We start from the raw sequence: 19,811 nt of genomic DNA, 5'->3' as shown, positions 1-19,811 counted from the left end.
AAAAGGTTATGTTTTACAGAGAACCGATAAAAGCGCCTGCCATAAGCGCCCCGACAATGGTTGCTATGTATAAAATTCTATCCCAATTAAGGTCTACTAACAGGGACAGACCGCGGTATCCGCTTTGAATCGATTCCATCGCTTGATCCTCGTCAAACTTTCTGCTCTCTCAATTACCTAGCAACTAAATATGGCATCATTTTGACAGGCGGCTCTTCGCGTTCAATTCATTGACAAAAAACGTCATTTGAAATTGCGAATACCATGAGGGTTAGCAGCAAACTCAATCCGATCGCCATCAGGATACGCAACGCTTTTTCGTTCGGCGGTTTACCTGTAACGGCTTCGTACGCATAGAAAACAAGATGGCCCCCATCCAAAACCGGAATTGGAAACAGGTTTAACATTCCAATTGCCGTCGAAAGCACCGCAACAAACCAGACGAAGCTTTGTAGTCCCTGGCTTGCCATTGCGCCGGACGCCTGTGCGATTCCGATCGGACCTGAAATGTTGCACGAACTTATGGCGCCAATCGCCATATGATAAAGCCCCGAAAGGCTGGAACGAACGATGTAGTAGGTTTGTGTGACGCCACCCCATAGCGATGTGAAAACCCCGGCACGTTCGGTCTGGGGTTCAAAAAGCAATCCACCGGTTATTCCAATCAGCCAACGCGTTTCAAAACCGCCATCAGCCAAGGGTAAGTCGCGCCTGCGTGGGGTTAAAGTCAGATCAAACACATCCCCTTCCCGCCATATGTTCAATACGAGCGGCTTGCCGTCCGAAGCCCCGACAATTTCCTTTAGCTCCTCAAATGTCGCAATGCGCGCGCTATCGACCGATAGAATAACATCCCCGACTTCAAGACCTGCATCCATTGCTGCGGATTGCGGCTGAAGGGTCACAACAGCAGGCGGGTATGGATATGGCGCAATCACCGTTACCCTCTCTCCATCTCGCAGAACTTCGTATTCAAGCTCTGGCTCGTTGGGCAACGCTTCGACCAACGTGTCAAATTCTTCGAGAGGCGGTGTTTCAATTCCCGCGATCGACAAAATCTGGTCGCCAACCTTCAGGGCTTCTGTCTGCACCGGATGCGCCCGAAGCTGCCCGATTGTCAGCGGTTCAATCGCTACACCCTGATAAGCAAAAACAGACGCAAATATAAGAAAAGACAATATAAAATTAAAAACCGGACCTGCTGCAACCGTTGCGGACCGTGCCCAGAGCGGCGCGCCGTGCATCGTATGTCTGCGCTCTTCGTCAGACATAGCCTCTATAGCGTCACCATCCTTGCCGGACGCGGCACCAGAATCACCCAAAAACTTGACATACCCGCCAAAAGGCAAAGCCGCGATCTGCCAGCGGGTGCCGTCTTTGTCGTGCCGGGACCAAAGAACAGGTCCAAACCCCAGCGAAAAAACTTCTGCATGAATCCCGCACCAACGGCCAACGATGTAATGACCATATTCGTGAATCGCGACGATGACTGACAGAGCGACAACAAATGCAATAACCGTAAAAACAAAGCCACCAAATGATGGCAAAAGCCCAATAATATCCACGTATCTACCTTCTATGCCTGCAGTCTGCGAATGGCTTCACTGGCCCGCTTACGTGCGAGATGGTCCACTTGGCGCACGTTATCAAGTGAAATCTCGGCTTTTATAAGGCTTTGGTCGGAACAAAGCTGTGATAAAACGTCTTCCACAATCGTAGCCATTTGCAAAAACCCGAGTGCGCCTGCGATGAAACCGTCAAGTGCTTCTTCCTTCGCGGCAGTAAAAATTGCGCCAGACAATCCGCCAATTTTCATGACTTCACTGGCGAGTCTCAGCGCGGGATAACGCACTGGTTCAGGTTCTTTGAACCGCAACATACCAATTTGTGCAAGATCAAGCCGCTCAACCGGCAGATGGGCCCGCTCAGGCCAATGGAGCGCGTAACCAATAGCGTGGCGCATGTCTGCGGGCCCGACATGAGCCATGATTGCGCCGTCACAAAATCCGACCAAGGCGTGAATAAGTGATTCCGGATGTATAATTACTTCAATTTTTTCAGGATCAAACCCAAAATATTCTTTAGTTTCTATTACTTCCATAGCTTTATTAAACATCGTCGCACTGTCAATGGTGATCCGCTGACCCATCGCCCAATTTGGGTGGGTCGATGCCTGTTCCAGCGTGGCACCCGCAAGCTGCTCTACCGGCCAATCTCTGAAAGCACCGCCTGAAGCAGTTATTATAACACGCTCAACGTTTGAAATTTCTTCCCCGACAAGCGCCTGAAACACAGCAGAATGCTCGCTGTCCACCGGCAGAACCGTTGCGCCATGTTTCTTTGCTTCGCTCATTAACAACGGCCCGGCTGTGACCAGGCTTTCCTTGTTTGCAAGCGCCAGTGTTGCCCCCTGTTTCAGGGCTTGTAGCCCGGGCGGCAAACCCGCCGCTCCAACAATAGCAGACATTACCCAATCAGCCGGTCGGTCTGCGGCCTCTACAATTGCGGCTTCTCCCGCGGCAACATCCACGCCACTGCCGTAAAGTGCATCACGAAGATCACCCAGCAGTTCGGTATAGGCTGTGACTGCAATATCGGCGTTAAGGGCACGCGCGTCTTGCGCAAGTTGAGCGATATTGCGGCCACCCGTTAAGGCGACCACGTTATAGCGTTCCGGTGCACGCCGTATCAGGTCTATCGTGTTTTGCCCGATTGAGCCTGTCGCGCCAAGAATGGATACTTTTCTCATGAATCACTGTATCGCAGGTGTAAGTTCGATAAAAAGACGCAGAACAATCAGACACAGCGATGCGCCGATCATTCCATCAAACCGGTCAAACACACCACCATGACCTGGAATAATTGCCGAGCTGTCTTTGACACCGGTTCTTCGTTTCAAAGCGCTTTGCGCGATATCACCAATTTGCGAGCTAAAAGACAGCAAGATGCTCATGATGATAATGCCGGACCACATATTTGTGTAGAAAACAAAGACCGCGCTTACCAAAGCAGCGGCAACCCATCCTGCCACTGCGCCTGACCATGTTTTCTTTGGGCTATATCTGGGCCAAAATTTCGGACCACCGATGATACGGCCTGCGAAATACCCCGCGACGTCCGTTGCAACGACCAAAAGAACAAGCCACAACATCCAAATAGCACCAAGGTCTTCTCTAAGTGCAATAAACCCGTATCCAGCAAACAAAATCGAGGCGCAGTAGATTACAAAGCGCACATTATCCTTTTTTAGCAAACTTACCCCAACGAGACATGCCGCCAACAAGACAGGTAATGCATAGAAAACAGGTGCCATCGCAGCAAGGACTGTCGATACAAAACCAAGCATTCCGGTTTGGAATAGCGCCGCACCTGCGTTTGGTGCAATCATACGCGCCAATTCCCAAAGCATCAGCCCACAAGCGACAGCTATAAGCGCGATGAACCACCAGCCGCCTGCCCAAACAGCCGAAAGGCCGACCACTGCCATCACCACACCAGAGGCAACCCGCGGTGCAAGATCGCTCCACTTCCCACTCATCCGGGAACGGCCCCGAACCGCCGTTGGCGGCCCCCATAGCTTATCAGGACTTTCGCAAAAACGTCCGGTGTGAAATCGGGCCAGAGCGTATCAATAAACTCGTACTCGGAATATGCAGATTGCCAGAGAAGGAAGTTCGATATACGGGCTTCGCCGCTGGTTCGTATTACAAGATCAGGATCAGGTAAAACATAAGTATCCAAATACTTTGGAAGCGTTTCTTCATTTACTTCTTCGGGCTTCAACCGGCCTGACGCCACATCATAAGCAAGACGTTTTGTGGCGCGCGCGACCTCGTCACGACCACCATAGTTCAACGCAATCGTCAGATGCACCCTGTCGTTGTCAGATGTCAGAAGTTCCAGTTCGTCCATCATCGCCGTCAGTTTTGCGTCAAGCCGCACCCTGTCACCAATAAAGCGCACGCGAACACCACGTTTCAACAGCGCCTGCGCTTCTTTTGTTATGTAGCGCCGGAACAGCGACATAAGTCCCGAGACCTCGGACTGCGTTCTTTTCCAGTTTTCCGTCGAGAAGGCAAAAATCGTAAGATATTTCACGCCGAGATCGGGACAGGATTCCACGATTTCACGAACACGTCTTGCCCCGGCCTGATGACCAAAAAGCCTGGGGCGGCCCCGTTTGGACGCCCATCGTCCGTTTCCGTCCATGATTATCGCAACATGGCGCGGACGATTTTCTTCGCTTTCATTTGTGGCCACCGAGCGCCCCCTTTTAGTGAAAATCGCAAGTTCAGACCTGCATGATTTCCTCTTGTTTCAGTTCGAGAGCGTTGTCCACATTGACGATGGCCGCGTCGGTCAGTGACTGCACCTCATCAGACCAGATTTTGTTGTCATCTTCGCTCATGCCTGCCGCTTTAGCTTTTTTAAGCTGATCCATGCCGTCACGGCGAACATTGCGAACAGAAATGCGCGCCTGTTCAGCGTATTGCGCCGCAACTTTGGTCAATTCGCGGCGCCGTTCTTCGTTAAGTTCTGGGATCGGCAGCATGATGATCGTCCCGTTGAGCTGTGGATTAATGCCCAGACCGCTTTCGCGAATGGCTTTTTCCACCGCACCCACCATGGACTTGTCCCAAACGTTGATCGTCACCATACGCGATTCAGGCACGTTAACCGTTCCAACCTGATTGATGGGTGTTCTCTGCCCGTAAGCTTCTACCATAATCGGCTCCAGCATTGAGGCCGATGCCCGCCCTGTCCGAAGCGACGCAAACTCTGTTTTCAAAGATGCCAACGCACCGTTCATACGGCGTTCAAGGTCATCCAGGTCAATCTCAAGATCTTCATCCGACATGTTTTACTCTTCTTTATTCCAAGGAATTTTGGTCAGAATATTACTTATATATCGTCAATCGTGAACCGTTGTATAGGTCCCTTGCCCGGCAAGAATTCCTTTGAAACCACCAGGCTCGTCGAGCGAAAACACGATTATCGGCAGATTGTTATCCCTTGCGAGCGCGATCGCCGAAGCATCCATTACGCCCAGATGTTTTTGCAGAACCTCGTCATAGGTCACACGATCATAGCGTTTGGCATCGCTAAACTTAACCGGGTCCTTGTCGTAGACCCCATCAACTTTCGTACCTTTGAAAATTGCCTCGCAACGCATTTCGCTGGCCCGCAATGTCGCTGCGGTATCCGTGGTAAAATAGGGGTTACCGGTACCTGCCGCAAAAATGCAGACACGTTTCTTTTCTAGGTGACGTACAGCACGGCGACGGATGTAAGGCTCACAAACCTGATCCATTGGGATGGCGCTGACAACCCGCGTAAAGACACCAAGCCCTTCCAGTGCAGATTGCATCGCAAGCGCGTTCATCACCGTTGCAAGCATACCCATGTAGTCTGCTGTGGTGCGTTCCATCCCCTGTGCGGACCCTTGCAAACCACGGAAAATATTGCCGCCTCCGATAACCATGCAGATCTCAACGCCAAGGTTGTGAACCGACTGCACTTCACGCGCGATTCGTTCAACCGTCGGCGGATGAAGCCCATATCCAAGGTCCCCCATCAGCGCCTCGCCGGATATTTTGAGCATAACCCGCTTAAACGCAACTTCCGGTTGGTTTGTATCCTCGTCGGCCATCGTGTATCCCCTACCGGCTGTTTACTTTATCTGGCGCGCAAACTGTAGCAAAACCGCGTTAGGTTCAACGGGGAAGAGACAAGGAATTTGCTCAATGCACATTGTAAACTCTTTTCGTTCCGCTGAAACGTCGATGTGCAATACGCTACGATGAACAAACTGCCTGATATCTCACCCGAGCTTCCGGTTCTCATCGCCGGTCCAACAGCAGCAGGCAAATCTGCGCTGGCCTTGAAGATCGCGGAAAAAAGCAGCGGCATGATTGTCAATGCTGACGCGCTTCAGGTTTATGATGGCTGGCGGATTCTAACTGCGCGCCCTTCTGCGAAAGAAGAGGCACAAGCACAGCATCATCTTTACGGTCACGTATCTTATAAGCACGATTATTCCGTTGGGCATTGGTTGCGTGACGTAGCCGCTTTGTTAATAGCATCCGATCAGCGCCCGATCATCGTTGGTGGGACCGGCCTTTATTTTCGCGCGATGACCGAAGGGCTGGCTGAAATTCCAAACATTTCACAATCTGTCCGCAAGGAAGCTGACGCACTGCTGGAAACTCTTGGTCTGCCTTCGTTGTTAAACACGCTCGATGAAAAAACACGCCAGCGTATCGACACAAGAAATCCGGCACGAGTTCAGCGCGCGTGGGAAGTTTTGCGCGAAACGGGGAAAGGCCTGGCGGACTGGCAGGATGAGACGCCTCCGCCGATTCTACCTCTTAGAAAAACGTTCCCGATCATTATTGACGCCGAGCGTGAATGGCTGAATGACCGCATTGCACAGAGATTTGACGCGATGATTGAAGCGGGCGCTTTGGAAGAGGCCCGATCGATGCTGGCAGACTGGGACCCCGCGCGCCTTTCATCAAAGGCAATCGGCGCACCGGAATTAATAGCCCATCTTAGTCGCAAGCTTGATCTGGACGTGGCAATCGAAAATGCGAAAACCGCATCACGCCAATATGCAAAACGTCAGCGCACGTGGTTTCGCGCCCGTATGACCAACTGGCACCCTTATCCGTTGCCGTAATTTAGCGACACTTAAACGCAATGATTCGCTCAATTCGGTGAATTCTGTGTTTTTTCTTTAGTTTGCCTTAATTTGGGTCATTATCGACGCTAATTAGAAAAAATATGCAACGCGACCCGGGCAGTCTCATGATTATGAATCCTATTCCAACACAGTCATCCGAAATCAGGGTGACCCCAATCCCGCGCATGACGCAGGGAGGACGCTGGCGTGTCGAGGCGATGCGCAGTTACACGTCCGATTTACTTTTGTGGTTCACTCGCGGACAGGGCCGCATAACTGTTTCGGGCCGAACGCGAGGATTTGGGGCACATAACGCCGTGTTTATTCCTGCCGGCACAATGCATGGGTTTGAGATAACTTCTCAAGTATTCGGAACGGCAGCATTTTTTCCAAGAAGTTTAAATTTGGCTTTTCCACAAGAACCTCTGCACCTTCGCATACGCGATGCTGCACCACAGGGTGATCTGACATTAATCCTTGAAAACCTTCAGCGTGAACTTGACGGAGACCGCCCTAAAAAAGAACGCGCGGCCGAGAATTACGCTGGCCTGTTCTCAGTTTGGCTTGATCGCGCAAAGCTGCAGTACCCACAAAACGAACGTAAATCAGAAAAAGCAGATCAACTGGTTGCACGATATTCGACCATGATCGAAGAACAATTCAGGTCTGGACGAACCGTTTCTGAATATGCGCAGGCGCTCGGCATTACGCCAACCCATCTGTCCAGAATTTGCAACAAAAGCTGTGGGCGTTCCGCTTCCGCTTTGCTTGCAGACAGAATTCTATACGAGGCGCGGCGCCTGCTCCGTGAAACCAAATTACCGGTTCAGCAAGTCGCAGCCCAGCTTGGTTTTACATCTGCGGCCTATTTTTCCCGGGCCTTTCAGAATCATACTGGTAAAACACCATCCGATTTTCGGCGAGGCGCCTAGAATAAAAACAAATTTCCAGCGATTGTATACATTTGCACTCTGAAAGATGCATGAATACGACCCGTGTCTGTCGTTTTTTTCCCTTAAAGTGACGATAGTAGCCGTTGACCTGTGGCCGATTGTAGTGCCGAATGGGTCCGTGAATTATTTGCGCCACGTGATGTCTGCTCTTGCCGACCTAAAATCAGAAAGCCGCCGTCTCACAACGGCGGACTGGCGCGTTATAAAAAATCCATGTGTCACAGGGAGAAAAAGATGACGCACTCTACCATTAACGGTAAACCCATGCACCCGGCCGTCCGGATGTACGCAGAAGAATGTAAGGCCGGTAAACTAAGTCGCCGCGAATTCCTTGCTCAGGCATGTTCGCTTGGCGTGGCCTCGGCCGCAGCTTACGGTTTGATCGGCGTTGCTGCGCCGACCGAAGCAAATGCAACCCCAGCAATGGGTGGTACTTTACGAATGCAACAGGAGGTGCGTGCGCTGAAAGACACTCGCACCGCGGACTGGTCGCAGATAGCCAACGCGACACGTGGTCATTTGGAATACCTAGTGGAATACAACCGCGATGGTACGATCCGTGGAATGCTGTTGGAAAGCTGGGCAGTCAACGACGACGCTACCGAGTATACTCTGAACGTTCGTCAAGGCGTCAAGTGGAACAATGGCGATGATTTCACCGCCGAAGACGTTGCACGCAATATCACACGCTGGTGCGAAAGAGATGCCGAAGGCAACTCTATGGCGGGCCGTATGGCAACACTGATTGACGAAGCAACTGGCCTAGCCCTTGAAGGCGCTATTGAGGTCGTGGATACCCATACCGTCAAACTGAACCTGCCTGCACCGGATGTGACTATCATTGCCGGTATGTCCGATTATCCAGGCGCCATCGTTCACAGTAGCTACACACCTGAAGAAACCCAAAATGCGGTTGGTACAGGTCCATATCTGCTTACTGAACTAGAAGTTGGCGTGAAATGGGTGATGGAGCGAAATACCAACCACACATGGTGGGGCACGGACGTTTACGGTGGTCCATACCTAGACCGGATTGAAAGTATCGACTACGGCACAGACCCATCGGCATGGATTGCAGCCGCTGAATCTGAAGAAGTCGACATGTTCTATGAAACTGTCGGTGACTATGTCGATATTATGGACGGAGTTGGCTGGACACAATCCAATGCAGTTACTGCTGCGACGATTGTTATTCGCCCAAATCAGCTTGCGGAAGTCGATGGCGTTAAACCATACGCTGATGCGCGCGTACGTCGTGCACTGGCGATGGCTGTTGACAACTCTGTCTGCCTCGAACTTGGGTATGCAGGCCGCGGTGTTACTGCTGAAAACCACCATGTTTGCCCGATTCATCCGGAATACGCGGATATCGGCAAGCCAGTTCATGATCCCGCCGGTGCGCTTGCGCTGATGGAAGAGGCCGGAATGGCCGACTATGAGCATGAATTGCTGTCAATCGACGATGACTGGCGCAAAAACACCACCGACGCCGTTGCAGCGCAGTTGCGCGATGCTGGTATCAAGGTCAGGCGGACAATTCTGCCAGGTTCAACGTTCTGGAACGACTGGGTAAAATATCCGTTCAGCTCTACAAACTGGAACCAGCGTCCGCTGGGCATTCAGATTCTCGCGCTCGCGTATCGCTCGGGAATGGCTTGGAATGAGTGGGGCTTTGCGAATGCCGAATTCGACGAACTGGTCACCAATGCGCTTGCAGTTGCGGACGCTGACAAGCGCCGCGAACTGATGGTTCGGATTGAAGAGATCATGTGGGAACAAGGCGTTACCATTCAACCTTACTGGCGGTCGCTATATCGCCACCACGCCGAGAACGTCATTGGCGCAGAAATGCACCCCTTGTTTGAAATCCACGTCTACAAACTGGGACTTGCAGCCTGATATTACGACTAGGGGGGGGCCGGCTCAGGCCCCCTTTTTCCACCGGAAACAGCATCCGGGGCGAATAAGTTTGGGAAACTCAACATAAGCCAAATGAATTTGCGAACCGTGATGCGCTTAACACGGCAAACGCAGAGAAAAAAATAATAAAATTCTGCTGAATAACGACGGGGAAACGAATGGGACTGTTCATCTTACGCCGATTAGGGGTCATGCTCCTTACGGCACTCTGCCTCACATTTATCGTCTTCTTTCTGACGAACCTTTATCCAAACCTTGAAAAGCTCGCCAAGACGCAGGGAAACATGCGTATGAGCGATGAACAAGTCACGTCCTGGCTTGCCAGCCGCGGTTACTTACAGCCGACTGTTGTGAAATATGGCCAATGGCTTGGTGTCTTGCCTGGCTTCACATTTGTGAACAAAGACGGTGTTGAAACGGGCCGGTGCTTCAAGTCTGGTGTGCCAGCCGAAGAAACACCGAGTTTTTGCGGCGTGATACAGGGCGACTGGGGAGAATCCACAGTTTTCAAAGATGGCGTTGCTGGAATCGTGGGCAAAAGGCTTGGGCTTACCGGTAAGCTGATGTTCTGGGTTATGGTCCTGATGGTTCCCGCAGCTTTGACGGTAGGCGTTTTAGCCGGGATGCGCGAAGGGTCCAAGATGGACCGCACCCTATCCACCTTCTCAATCGCGAGCACTGCGACACCTGAATATGTGTCAGGTGTCATATTTATCGCGATCTTTGCCTCCTCGGCCGTTGGACTAAAGTGGTTCAAGGGTACGGCAACCTCTGCAATGGATGATATTACTTTCGCAAACTTCACGCTTCCGGTTCTTACAATCGCGCTCTACGGTATGGGCTATATCGCACGGATGACACGCGCCAGTATGACCGAAGTTATGACGGCGCAGTATATCCGAACGGCGCGCCTGAAGGGCGTTACCTTTAAGAACATTGTTCTGAAGCACGCTCTGAGAAACGCGCTGATCGCGCCGTTTACGGTGATAATGCTGCAATTCCCATGGCTGCTGAACGGCGTGGTGATCGTTGAGACCCTGTTTAACTACAAGGGCTTTGGTTGGACGCTGGTACAGGCGGCCGGCAACAATGACATTGAGCTGCTGCTTGGATGTTCTGTCGTCGCTGTCGCCGTGGTTCTGGTAACGCAGCTGATAAGTGACATCGGCTACGTCTATCTTAACCCACGCATCCGTATCTCTTGAGGGGACTGAACAATGGAACCACTATCCTGGGGCCTGATTATTGCCCAGATCTTCATTCAGTTCATTCCTGTATGGATTGCACTGTTTCTAACCTTTGCCCTTTCAATCAGCTACAAACGTCGACTGGGGCTTTACGGAAAACTCTTTGACAGCCCGATCGGGATGATAGGCTTCGCCATCGTCATGTTCTGGGTCTTCACGGCTGTGTTCGCCGATTTGATCATTACACATGATCCTATTGGCCAGATTTCAGGCATGAAAAATAAAGTTCCGGGCACACCTGTACCTGAAGGTGCTGCTGGGTATCTTCATTATCTCTTGGGTGGTGACAACCTCGCACGTGATGTCTTTAGCCGGGTTGTGATGGGTGCGCGGCGCGTTCTGCAAATTGCACCAGCAGCAACCTTGTTTGCCTTTATGGTCGGTATAACGCTTGGCCTGCCTGCCGGATACTTCGGCGGACGGCTAGACACGATCTTGTCGTTTCTTGCGAACCTCGTTCTCGCTTTTCCGGTCATCCTGTTGTTCTACCTTCTCGTGACACGCGAGATCGTCGAAACGGGCATTCCAATGTATCTGGCTGCGGTTCTGTTTGCCTTCCCGATCATCTTCATGCTGATCCTCTGGCAAAGTCGTTACTTCACGCAGCCCGCTACACGAAACTGGCTGGTCTCGATAACACTTGTCATTGGTGTCTGGGCCTATCTTGGTCTGGCATTTAATGCCGATCCTTTCGGGGTCTGGGGAATGGACCCGAACCTGCTGAACGTTTTTGTTTCAGTGGTCTTCGTCAACTCGCCCACAGTGTTCCGGATCGTGCGTGGTCTCGTGCTTGATATCCAGACTCGCGACTACGTGGCTGCAGCCCAGACACGGGGTGAAGGCCCATGGTACATCATGCTTTGGGAAATCCTGCCAAATGCCCGGGGTCCGCTGATCGTCGATTTCTGTCTGCGCATTGGCTACACCACGATCCTTCTGGGGACATTGGGTTTCTTCGGACTTGGTGTAAGCCCGGAAAGCCCGGACTGGGGGTCAACGATCAACGATGGGCGCAAGCTGTTGTCGGTCTATCTGCACCCTGCCCTGCCTCCGGCTCTGGCTTTGATGAGCCTGGTGCTGGGTTTGAACCTGCTGGCCGATGGCCTGCGTGAAGAATCGCTGAAAGACTAGGGAGAGAAATCATGACAAAATCGGATTATGACGGCCCTGTTCTGGAGATAGACAAACTCTCGATCAGCTTTTTCACACGGCTTCATGAAATTCCCGCGGTGATGGATTTCTCTGTCTCCGTGCAACCCGGCGAAGCCGTCGGGTTGGTCGGGGAATCGGGTTGCGGCAAATCAACAGTGGCGCTTGGGGTCATGCAGGACCTTGGCGTTAACGGAAGCGTTGTCGGCGGCACGATCAAGTTCAAAGGCCGCGATCTGGCCGAAATGAGCCCGGACGAATTACGCGACATCCGGGGCAATGAAATCGCGATGATCTATCAGGAGCCGATGGCCAGCCTGAACCCTGCAATGCGGATCGGTAACCAACTTATGGAAGTGCCGATGATCCACGAAGGGGCGTCGGCCGAAGACGCTTATCAACTGGCGCTTGAGGTGGTGACAGATGTTAAGCTGCCGGATCCAAAGCGAATACTTAACAGTTATCCACACCAGCTTTCCGGGGGGCAGCAGCAACGTATCGTCATCGCGATGGCGCTGATGTCCAAACCCGCATTGTTGATCCTGGACGAGCCCACAACAGCGCTTGATGTGACCGTTGAGGCCGGGATTGTCGCTCTGGTCAGAGACCTTGGTAAAAAATACGGCACGTCTATGCTGTTCATCAGCCACAACCTTGGCTTGATTTTGGAAACCTGTGATCGGTTATGCGTGATGTATTCCGGCGAAGCTGTCGAACGTGGCTCTATAAAAGATGTGTTCGACGAAATGCAGCATCCTTATACACAGGCGCTTTTCCGGTCCATTCCACTACCGGGCGCGGACAAGAACGCACGGCCATTGGTGGCCATTCCCGGCAACTTTCCTTTACCGCACGAACGCCCAGATGGATGCAACTTCGGACCGCGGTGCGACTACTTCGAACCCGGTCGCTGCAACGAAGGCTACATAAAAATGGAGCCGGTCAAAGGGAATGATCGTCACGAGTCGCGGTGTTTGAAGTTCAAGGAAATCGACTGGAACGCACCTATCACCTTGGCTGACAAAAAGGAAAAAGCACCAATAGGTGATGTTGTTCTTAAGATCGACAACCTCAAAAAATATTATGAGGTTGCCGCAAACGCGCTGTTTGGTGGTGGAAACAAAAAAGTTGTTAAAGCAAACGAAACCTTAAGCTTTGAGGCACGCGAATCTGAGACACTTGCAATCGTCGGTGAATCTGGCTGTGGCAAATCTACCCTGGCTAAAGTTCTGATGGGGTTGGAAACCGCGACGGATGGCAAGATTTCGTTGAACAACATTGAAATTCAGAGCACGCCAATAGAAGAGCGCGACACTAAGACGATCTCTTCTGTTCAGATGGTTTTTCAAAACCCATTTGATACGCTGAATCCGTCGATGACCGTCGGACGGCAAATAATAAGAGCTCTGGAAATCTTCGGAATCGGTGCAAACGAGGCCGAGCGGCGCGAACGCATGCTACATTTGCTCGACCTTGTGAAATTGCCACGCGCCTTTGGTGAACGCATGCCAAGGCAGCTATCCGGCGGGCAGAAGCAACGTGTTGGTATTGCCCGCGCCTTCGCTGGCGATGCCCAGATTGTTGTAGCGGATGAACCTGTATCAGCGCTTGACGTGTCGGTGCAGGCGGCAGTCACCGATCTGTTGATGGATATTCAGCGAGAGAACAAAACTACGCTGCTTTTCATCAGCCATGACTTGTCGATTGTTCGCTATCTGTCAGACCGCGTCCTTGTGATGTATCTGGGTCATGTGGTCGAAATGGGCACGACGGATCAGGTGTTCTCACCACCCTACCACCCCTATACAGAAGCGCTTTTGTCAGCGGTTCCAATTGCCGATACCTCGATCATTAAGAAACATATCGTTCTCGATGGGGATATCCCGTCAGCAATGGACCCGCCTTCGGGGTGCCCGTTCCAGACACGTTGCCGCTGGAAAGATCAGGTGCCGGGCGGTCTGTGCGACAAAGACGTGCCAAAAGTTAAATATCTGGAAAGTGGACACCAGGTTAAATGCCACTTATCAGATGATGTTCTTGCGACGATGGAACCGGTTATCAAAATCGCCGCCGAATAATCTAGACTATTAAACCGAAAGGCTGGGGAAATTCCCCGGCCTTTTTCTATTCAATATCAAAATCTGAAGCTGGTATTAACTTCCCAAAATACGGCGCACATAGTTTCGTGTTTCGCGATACGGGGGAACACCGCCGTGGCGCGTAACGGCTTGTGGCCCAGCGTTGTATGCTGCCAGGGCAAGCCGCCATGAACGAAATGTTTCGTATTGCGCACGCAGATACCTAGCACCGCCTTCAAGGTTTTCCGACGGAATACGTGGGTTGACCCCCAAAGTTCGCGCTGTGGCTGGCATCAACTGAGCAAGCCCAATTGCACCCTTGTGCGATCTCGCATTCGCGTTCCAGCCGGATTCTTGCTGTACAAGTCTCAGAAACAGGTTCTCAGGTATCCCGTGGCGCCGCGCCGCTGCACGTGCCAATGCGATGTAAGGCCCGCTGTAATTCCCACTATAGTTTGGAACGTTGTAGCGCGACGGAGTATTGACCGATCGCGGCTGCAACCTGACTGAATTCGCGTATTGCGACCGAGAGCGGTTATCAAGCACTCTTGTCTGAGAGCTAAAAAGCGCGGTTCTTGAAGACGACGAAAAAGTCAGCCCCTCAGTCATCCCGACTGATGGTGCGCTGATCGACAAAGAAAACAACACAACAAATAGACGTTTCATTACGGACCCCCATCCACGGATCGGTAATATAACGATTTTTATCTATTCTGCCAGCTTTTCAATAATTCCGGTTTTCTTTCGTGTGGCAGGGTGGTGTAAGTTCTTTTGAGTTCAAACCAGATTCGAAGGAGCGACCAATGGCAGGTTCGGTAAATAAAGTGATCCTAATAGGTAATCTTGGCCAGGATCCGGAAGTGCGGACCTTTCAGAATGGCGGCAAGGTTTGCAACTTGCGCATCGCAACTTCGGAAAATTGGAAAGACAAAAACACTGGCGAGCGTCGTGAGCGTACGGAGTGGCATACTGTTGCGATTTTCAACGAAGGGCTGGTGCGCGTAGCAGAGCAATATCTGCGCAAGGGCAGCAAGATCTATATTGAAGGTCAGTTGCAAACGCGCAAGTGGCAAGACCAATCCGGTAATGACCGTTATTCAACCGAAGTTGTGCTTCAGGGCTTTGGTTCCACGCTCGTTATGTTGGACGGTCGCAGTGACAACCAAGGTGGCAGTGGTCAGTCCGGCGGCTATGGTGGCGGTCAATCTGGCGGTAACCAGTCCGGTGGTGGAAGCTTTGGCAGCGGGCCAACAGGTGGCGGCGCAGCAGGCGATATAGACGACGAAATTCCGTTCTAAACAACACCGTATTAGGCGATTTAAAACCACCCCTTTGGATAAAACGGGGTGGTTTTTCGTTCTTGTTAAAAGGAATGAAGAAAATTAGCGCATTGCCAATGCTTCACTCAGAACTGTTTTAACAATATCCAGATCGACGTCAGACGTTACAAAGGCATCGCCAATAGCGCGCGCCATCACAAATTTTATTTGCCCATCGACCACTTTCTTGTCCTGCCTCATCAACGCGATCAGCGCTTCCGCATCCGGCAGAGCGCCCTTAATATCTGCAAGATCTGTCTTCATTCCCATCGTTTTCAGATGCGCGCGGACGCGACTTGGGCTTTCCTGTGAACAAAACCCCATTCGAGCGGAAACCTCAAAAGCCAAAGCACAGCCAACGGCAACGCCTTCGCCATGGAAAAGCCGGTCGGAATACCCCGTTGCCGCCTCCAGCGCATGACAAAACGTATGCCCCAGATTCAGCAAAGCGCGATCACCCAATTCTGTTTCATCCCGCTCGACGATATCTGCTTTCATTTCACAAGAGCGTTTCACCGCATAGGCGCGCGCTTCCATGTCACCGGATGCAAGAGCCGGGCCATTCTTCTCAAGCCATTCAAAGAACGCCTCGTCCCCTAACATCCCATATTTGGCAACTTCGCCGTAACCTGCCAGAAAATCACGTGGCGTAAGCGTGCCGAGAACTTCAATATCAGCCAAAACCAGTGTTGGTTGATGGAATGCCCCAATCAGGTTTTTCCCTTGTGGCGCGTTGATCCCGGTTTTACCCCCAACCGAACTGTCGACCTGTGCCAGCAGCGATGTAGGGATTTGAACAAACCGGACTCCCCGGCGCAGAACCGCCGCAGCAAATCCAGCAAGGTCACCAATGACGCCACCACCAAAAGCAACGACGACATCACGCCGTTCGATCTTTTGTTCAAGCAACCATTCAACAGATCTCTCAAAATGTGGCCAGGACTTAGTCGCTTCGCCCGCAGGAAGCGTCAGTGCAACCATGTCAACACCACTGGCTGTAAGTCCTGTGCGCAAGGCCTCAAGATGTTTCGCCGCAACGTTTTCATCCGTCAGCACAGCGACCCTTGGTCGATCCAGATAGGCCGAAATCTCGGCTCCGGCATTTACGATCAAACCTGTACCGATCTTAATGTCATATGACCGCTCGGCCAGATTAACGCGCAACGTTTCATGCATTTCTATTGATCTCCAAAACATCGGGTCGCGCGTGTAGCGCTTTGATAACAGTCTCTGCCATCTCTTCGATTGAAAAATTCGGGTTGGCATCGACAATAATATCCGCTCGTCCATAAAGCGGCACACGGGCCTCATAAATCTCGGAAAGTGTTTTAAATGGGTCAGACGTTTTTAAAAGCGGACGGGTCGTCTTGTGACGCACGCGGTTCCACAACAAATCCAGATCCGCCCGAAGCCAGACCGACACCCCATGTTCGCGAATGATCACACGGTTGCGTTGCGCTAGAAACGCGCCTCCTCCGGTCGAGAGAATGCAGCTTTCTTCAAGCAGCAGCCGGTTGATAACTTGCGTTTCTTTTTCACGAAAAAATTCTTCGCCGTCACGTTCAAAAATCTCGGCGATGGTCATATTGGCCGCAATTTCGATTTGCTCGTCTGAATCCAGAAACGGCACACCCAGTTTTACGGCCACCGATTTACCGACCGCAGTCTTGCCTGCCCCCATCATGCCAACCAGCACAACGGACTTTAATAATCGGTCACCCATACCGGCACAGTCCCGCCTACTTAAAAAATCAACTCCTGAATGGCGTGATCTTGCTCAAAAGGCTATATATATAATTCATGAGGCCGCCGAAAGCGTGGTCCATTGAAAAAATGTGGGCAGAGGACAAAAACCATGGGGCGATTTTTCAAAGCCGTTGTTTTTTTAGGTGTAGCAGGAATTGTTGCGCTGGTGAGTTTTGCCTATCTGGGTGATTTGTCGCCTATTCAAAGAGATGTAAGCGACACGGTGACGCTGGATGAGGAATAAAAATGCCTTCGCTTTGGCGGGGGTTTTGCTGTTTATTAACGGTCAGGCAATGGCCGAGGCGCCGCTTTCGGTCATCGATTGGCTGTCAGAATCAGTTGCGCTGCCATCTCACTTGGACGCTGATGGGGTGCCCTTTGGTGAAGAAGCTGCGACAGAAAGCGCGTCAATCGAAGTCATCACCAGTCAGCCATTGGATGCGCCCAACCCGGATGCTGTTGGGCTATTGCCCTCCTCGGTGACAGGTCTTCCAAATAACTTGTGGGAATCCAGCAGCAGCGCAGCCCTTGTTCGTCTGATAAGACAGGGATCTACCGAGACTTTACCAGCGATCGCTGAACTTAACCGCAGTCTCTTGCTTGCGGAAGCTTCAGCACCAAATGATGCAGACGGGTCCGGAGCTTTACTGCTGGCGCGTGTTGACCAGTTGTTGGAACTCGGCGCTCTTGATGACGCGCAAGCCTTGCTTGAACGCGCCGGACCGACAACACCGGAACTGTTTCGCCGTTGGTTTGACGTTGCATTGTTGACGGGTACAGAAAATCTGGCCTGTGATGCGTTGCGCAGCAACGGCGATATCGCACCGACCTACCAGGCACGCATTTTCTGTCTGGCGCGGAACGGCGATTGGAATGCAGCCGCCCTGACGCTGAATTCTGCCGAGGCCTTGGGATATGTCGCGCCTGATGAATATGACCTGATTGCCAGGTTCCTCGACCCTGAACTGTTTGAAGGCGAGCCCCCCCTTTCAACGCCATCACGTCCAAGCCCGCTTGTTTTTCGGATGCTGGAAGCGATCGGAGAACCAATTTCCAGCAGTACATTACCGCGTGCCTTTGCGCAGGCAGATCTACGGCCAAGTTCTGGCTGGAAAGCCCGGCTCGAGGCTGCAGAACGATTGGCACGCGTCGGCGCGATACCCGCCAATCAATTACTCGGAATATATACCGAGCGATCACCAGCTGCGTCGGGCGGAGTTTGGAACAGGGTTGATGCCCTGCAACGGTTCGATCTAGCCGTCAGAAACCGTGATGCTGAGGCGATTGATCAGATACTGCCAGTGATCTGGCGTGAAATGCAGCGCGTTGGATTGGAACGGCCATTTGCAAAATTATATGCAAATGAGTTGGACGGTATTTCGCTGGCTGGGCGTTCCGCAGGTCTCGCCTTTCATCTGGGCTTGCTGTCTGACAGCTATGAAACGCTCTCGCGTGCATATTCCCCGATCAACGATGAAGACAAGTTCCTGAGTGCCCTAGCAACAGGTGCGCCAGCGTCAGCCCCTGCGCCTTCTGCAATGGCAGAAGCGATACGCGATGGGTTTGACAGCGGAGAGCTGTCTGATGATTTGTCCCGCAAGCTGGCCGATAACCGATTGGGAGAGGCCATCCTAATTGCCAACCAAATGTTCAATGAAGGGGCAGCAGGCGATCTTGAAAAAGTAAGCCGTGCGTTAAGGTTCTACCGCGCAGTCGGGCTTGAGGATATTGCCCGCAAAGCAGCCCTGCAGCTTATGCTGATGGAACGGCACGGATAAATGGAGCGTTGGATATCCACTTTTCTAGAGGCGCAAGCCGCCGAACTGAATTCAGCGCGCAACACGCAAGAAGCGTATGGCCGTGACCTATTGAATTTCGCCGACTGGCTCAGAAACCGTAAGCTTGATTTTGCATCTGCGGAACGTGCTGATATAGAAGCCTACCTCATATCCTGCGATGCAGAAGGTTTGGCACGCGCCACAAGGGCACGGCGTTTGTCTTCGATTAAACAAATTTACCGCTTCGCTTTTGAAGAAGCCTGGCGCACTGACAATCCCGCGTTACAAATCAAGGGGCCAGGCAAAGACAAACGCCTGCCTAAAACCCTGTCTGAGGCGGAAGTTGATGGGATGCTTTTGGCCGCAGGCGAAGTCGGTCAGAGCAACGACGAAAAGCTTCGCAACACATGCCTCATGCAGATTTTATACGCGACAGGCCTGCGTGTCAGCGAACTTGTCTCATTGCCGGTCAGTGCAGTGCGCGGAGACCCAAAACTGATCCTGGTTCGTGGGAAAGGTGACAAAGAGCGGATGGTCCCGCTTTCCCCGCCTGCACGGCAGGCAACACAGGACTGGGTTTTTGTACGGGACGAGGCCGAAAAACTCGCCCAAAAAAACGGAAAACCGGTGTCACGGTTTCTCTTTCCGGCGCGCGGCAAAGACGGCCATATGACGCGTCAGCGGTTTTTCGTTCTGATTAAGGAAATCGCGGCCCATTCGGGACTTTCGCCAGAAAAAGTAACGCCTCACACATTGCGTCACGCCTTTGCAACGCATCTTCTGGCCAGAGGCGCAGACCTGCGTTCGATCCAGACACTGTTGGGCCACGCTGACCTCGCAACTACTGAGATCTATACGCATGTTCTTGATGAACGCCTGAAAGCTTTGGTTCTGGAAAATCATCCTTTGGCCACCGACGACGAATGAACCCGGTTCCAA

Annotated in this window: 19 protein-coding genes; 10 read left to right on the top strand and 9 right to left on the bottom strand. The window is 52.0% G+C overall.

The features are described 5' to 3' along the window. Window positions 1–227: 227 nt before the first annotated feature. From rseP to pyrH, 6 genes are read right to left on the bottom strand one after another with little or no spacing between them, the layout of a single operon-like run. Window positions 228–1,565 (bottom strand): RIP metalloprotease RseP, encoded by a 1,338-nt coding sequence (gene rseP, locus J4E70_RS04370; protein WP_213887870.1) that lies wholly within the window; start codon window positions 1,563–1,565, stop codon window positions 228–230. 11 nt (window positions 1,566–1,576) lie between these two features. Further along, on the bottom strand, window positions 1,577–2,749 hold the full coding sequence (gene dxr, locus J4E70_RS04365) for a 1-deoxy-D-xylulose-5-phosphate reductoisomerase (protein ID WP_213887869.1): 1,173 nt from the start codon (window positions 2,747–2,749) through the stop codon (window positions 1,577–1,579). Between the two features lie 3 nt (window positions 2,750–2,752). Continuing rightward, a complete protein-coding gene (locus J4E70_RS04360; protein WP_213887868.1) occupies window positions 2,753–3,538 on the bottom strand; it encodes a phosphatidate cytidylyltransferase in 786 nt (261 codons plus the stop codon). Beyond that, the gene (gene uppS / locus J4E70_RS04355) at window positions 3,535–4,260 is read right to left on the bottom strand and encodes an undecaprenyl pyrophosphate synthase (protein WP_213887867.1); all 726 of its coding nucleotides are present in this window, start codon (window positions 4,258–4,260) and stop codon (window positions 3,535–3,537) included. The genes J4E70_RS04360 and uppS overlap by 4 nt, the downstream gene beginning before the upstream one ends. 31 nt (window positions 4,261–4,291) lie before the next feature. Beyond that, window positions 4,292–4,858: a ribosome recycling factor gene (gene frr, locus J4E70_RS04350; RefSeq protein WP_213887866.1), complete on the bottom strand. Its 567-nt coding sequence runs from the start codon at window positions 4,856–4,858 to the stop codon at window positions 4,292–4,294. Window positions 4,859–4,912: 54 nt separating this feature from the next. Continuing rightward, the gene (pyrH, locus tag J4E70_RS04345) at window positions 4,913–5,650 is read right to left on the bottom strand and encodes a UMP kinase (protein ID WP_213887865.1); all 738 of its coding nucleotides are present in this window, start codon (window positions 5,648–5,650) and stop codon (window positions 4,913–4,915) included. Between the two features lie 150 nt (window positions 5,651–5,800). On the opposite strand from pyrH, the gene miaA reads away from it, so the two are divergent. The 6 genes from miaA to J4E70_RS04315 all read left to right on the top strand — a co-directional run bounded on the left by miaA (window position 5,801) and on the right by J4E70_RS04315 (window position 14,029). After that, on the top strand, window positions 5,801–6,679 hold the full coding sequence (miaA, locus tag J4E70_RS04340; RefSeq protein WP_213887864.1) for a tRNA (adenosine(37)-N6)-dimethylallyltransferase MiaA: 879 nt from the start codon (window positions 5,801–5,803) through the stop codon (window positions 6,677–6,679). Between the two features lie 128 nt (window positions 6,680–6,807). Beyond that, window positions 6,808–7,614: an AraC family transcriptional regulator gene (locus J4E70_RS04335; RefSeq protein WP_246531610.1), complete on the top strand. Its 807-nt coding sequence runs from the start codon at window positions 6,808–6,810 to the stop codon at window positions 7,612–7,614. A 255-nt stretch (window positions 7,615–7,869) separates the two neighbouring features. Continuing rightward, entirely contained in the window at window positions 7,870–9,534 is a 1,665-nt protein-coding gene (locus J4E70_RS04330) for an ABC transporter substrate-binding protein (RefSeq protein WP_213887863.1), read from the top strand. Between the two features lie 179 nt (window positions 9,535–9,713). Further along, on the top strand, window positions 9,714–10,760 hold the full coding sequence (locus J4E70_RS04325; protein ID WP_213887862.1) for an ABC transporter permease: 1,047 nt from the start codon (window positions 9,714–9,716) through the stop codon (window positions 10,758–10,760). A 12-nt stretch (window positions 10,761–10,772) separates the two neighbouring features. Continuing rightward, complete coding sequence (locus J4E70_RS04320) at window positions 10,773–11,933, top strand: ABC transporter permease (protein ID WP_213887861.1); 1,161 nt, start codon at window positions 10,773–10,775, stop codon at window positions 11,931–11,933. Window positions 11,934–11,944: 11 nt separating this feature from the next. Further along, on the top strand, window positions 11,945–14,029 hold the full coding sequence (locus tag J4E70_RS04315) for a dipeptide ABC transporter ATP-binding protein (RefSeq protein ID WP_213887860.1): 2,085 nt from the start codon (window positions 11,945–11,947) through the stop codon (window positions 14,027–14,029). Between the two features lie 75 nt (window positions 14,030–14,104). Here the strand turns inward: J4E70_RS04315 and J4E70_RS04310 are convergent, their stop codons facing one another. Next, a complete protein-coding gene (locus tag J4E70_RS04310) occupies window positions 14,105–14,695 on the bottom strand; it encodes a lytic transglycosylase domain-containing protein (RefSeq protein WP_213887859.1) in 591 nt (196 codons plus the stop codon). Between the two features lie 137 nt (window positions 14,696–14,832). Between J4E70_RS04310 and ssb the strand changes: the two genes are divergently transcribed. Continuing rightward, the gene (ssb, locus tag J4E70_RS04305) at window positions 14,833–15,327 is read left to right on the top strand and encodes a single-stranded DNA-binding protein (RefSeq protein WP_213887858.1); all 495 of its coding nucleotides are present in this window, start codon (window positions 14,833–14,835) and stop codon (window positions 15,325–15,327) included. Between the two features lie 84 nt (window positions 15,328–15,411). On the opposite strand, the gene aroB is transcribed toward ssb, so the two are convergent. Next, on the bottom strand, window positions 15,412–16,524 hold the full coding sequence (aroB, locus tag J4E70_RS04300; protein ID WP_213887857.1) for a 3-dehydroquinate synthase: 1,113 nt from the start codon (window positions 16,522–16,524) through the stop codon (window positions 15,412–15,414). Then, window positions 16,517–17,071: a shikimate kinase gene (locus tag J4E70_RS04295; RefSeq protein WP_213887856.1), complete on the bottom strand. Its 555-nt coding sequence runs from the start codon at window positions 17,069–17,071 to the stop codon at window positions 16,517–16,519. The genes aroB and J4E70_RS04295 overlap by 8 nt, the downstream gene beginning before the upstream one ends. Window positions 17,072–17,203: 132 nt before the next feature. Here J4E70_RS04295 and J4E70_RS19500 point away from each other — a divergent pair, with 132 nt between their 5' ends. From J4E70_RS19500 to J4E70_RS04285, 3 genes are read left to right on the top strand one after another with little or no spacing between them, the layout of a single operon-like run. Beyond that, a complete protein-coding gene (locus tag J4E70_RS19500) occupies window positions 17,204–17,338 on the top strand; it encodes a hypothetical protein (protein ID WP_281414278.1) in 135 nt (44 codons plus the stop codon). Then, window positions 17,328–18,872, top strand: coding sequence for a hypothetical protein (locus tag J4E70_RS04290; RefSeq protein ID WP_213887855.1), 1,545 nt, complete (start codon window positions 17,328–17,330; stop codon window positions 18,870–18,872). Before J4E70_RS19500 ends, J4E70_RS04290 begins: the two co-directional genes overlap by 11 nt. Then, entirely contained in the window at window positions 18,873–19,799 is a 927-nt protein-coding gene (locus J4E70_RS04285; protein WP_213887854.1) for a tyrosine recombinase, read from the top strand. The last annotated feature ends 12 nt before the right edge of the window (window positions 19,800–19,811 follow it).

This window comes from Pseudohalocynthiibacter aestuariivivens, assembly GCF_018457175.1.
Taxonomy (GTDB): domain Bacteria; phylum Pseudomonadota; class Alphaproteobacteria; order Rhodobacterales; family Rhodobacteraceae; genus Pseudohalocynthiibacter; species Pseudohalocynthiibacter aestuariivivens.
Note: the sequence above shows the minus strand (reverse complement) of the source record. Positions and strands in the feature narration are given on the sequence as shown.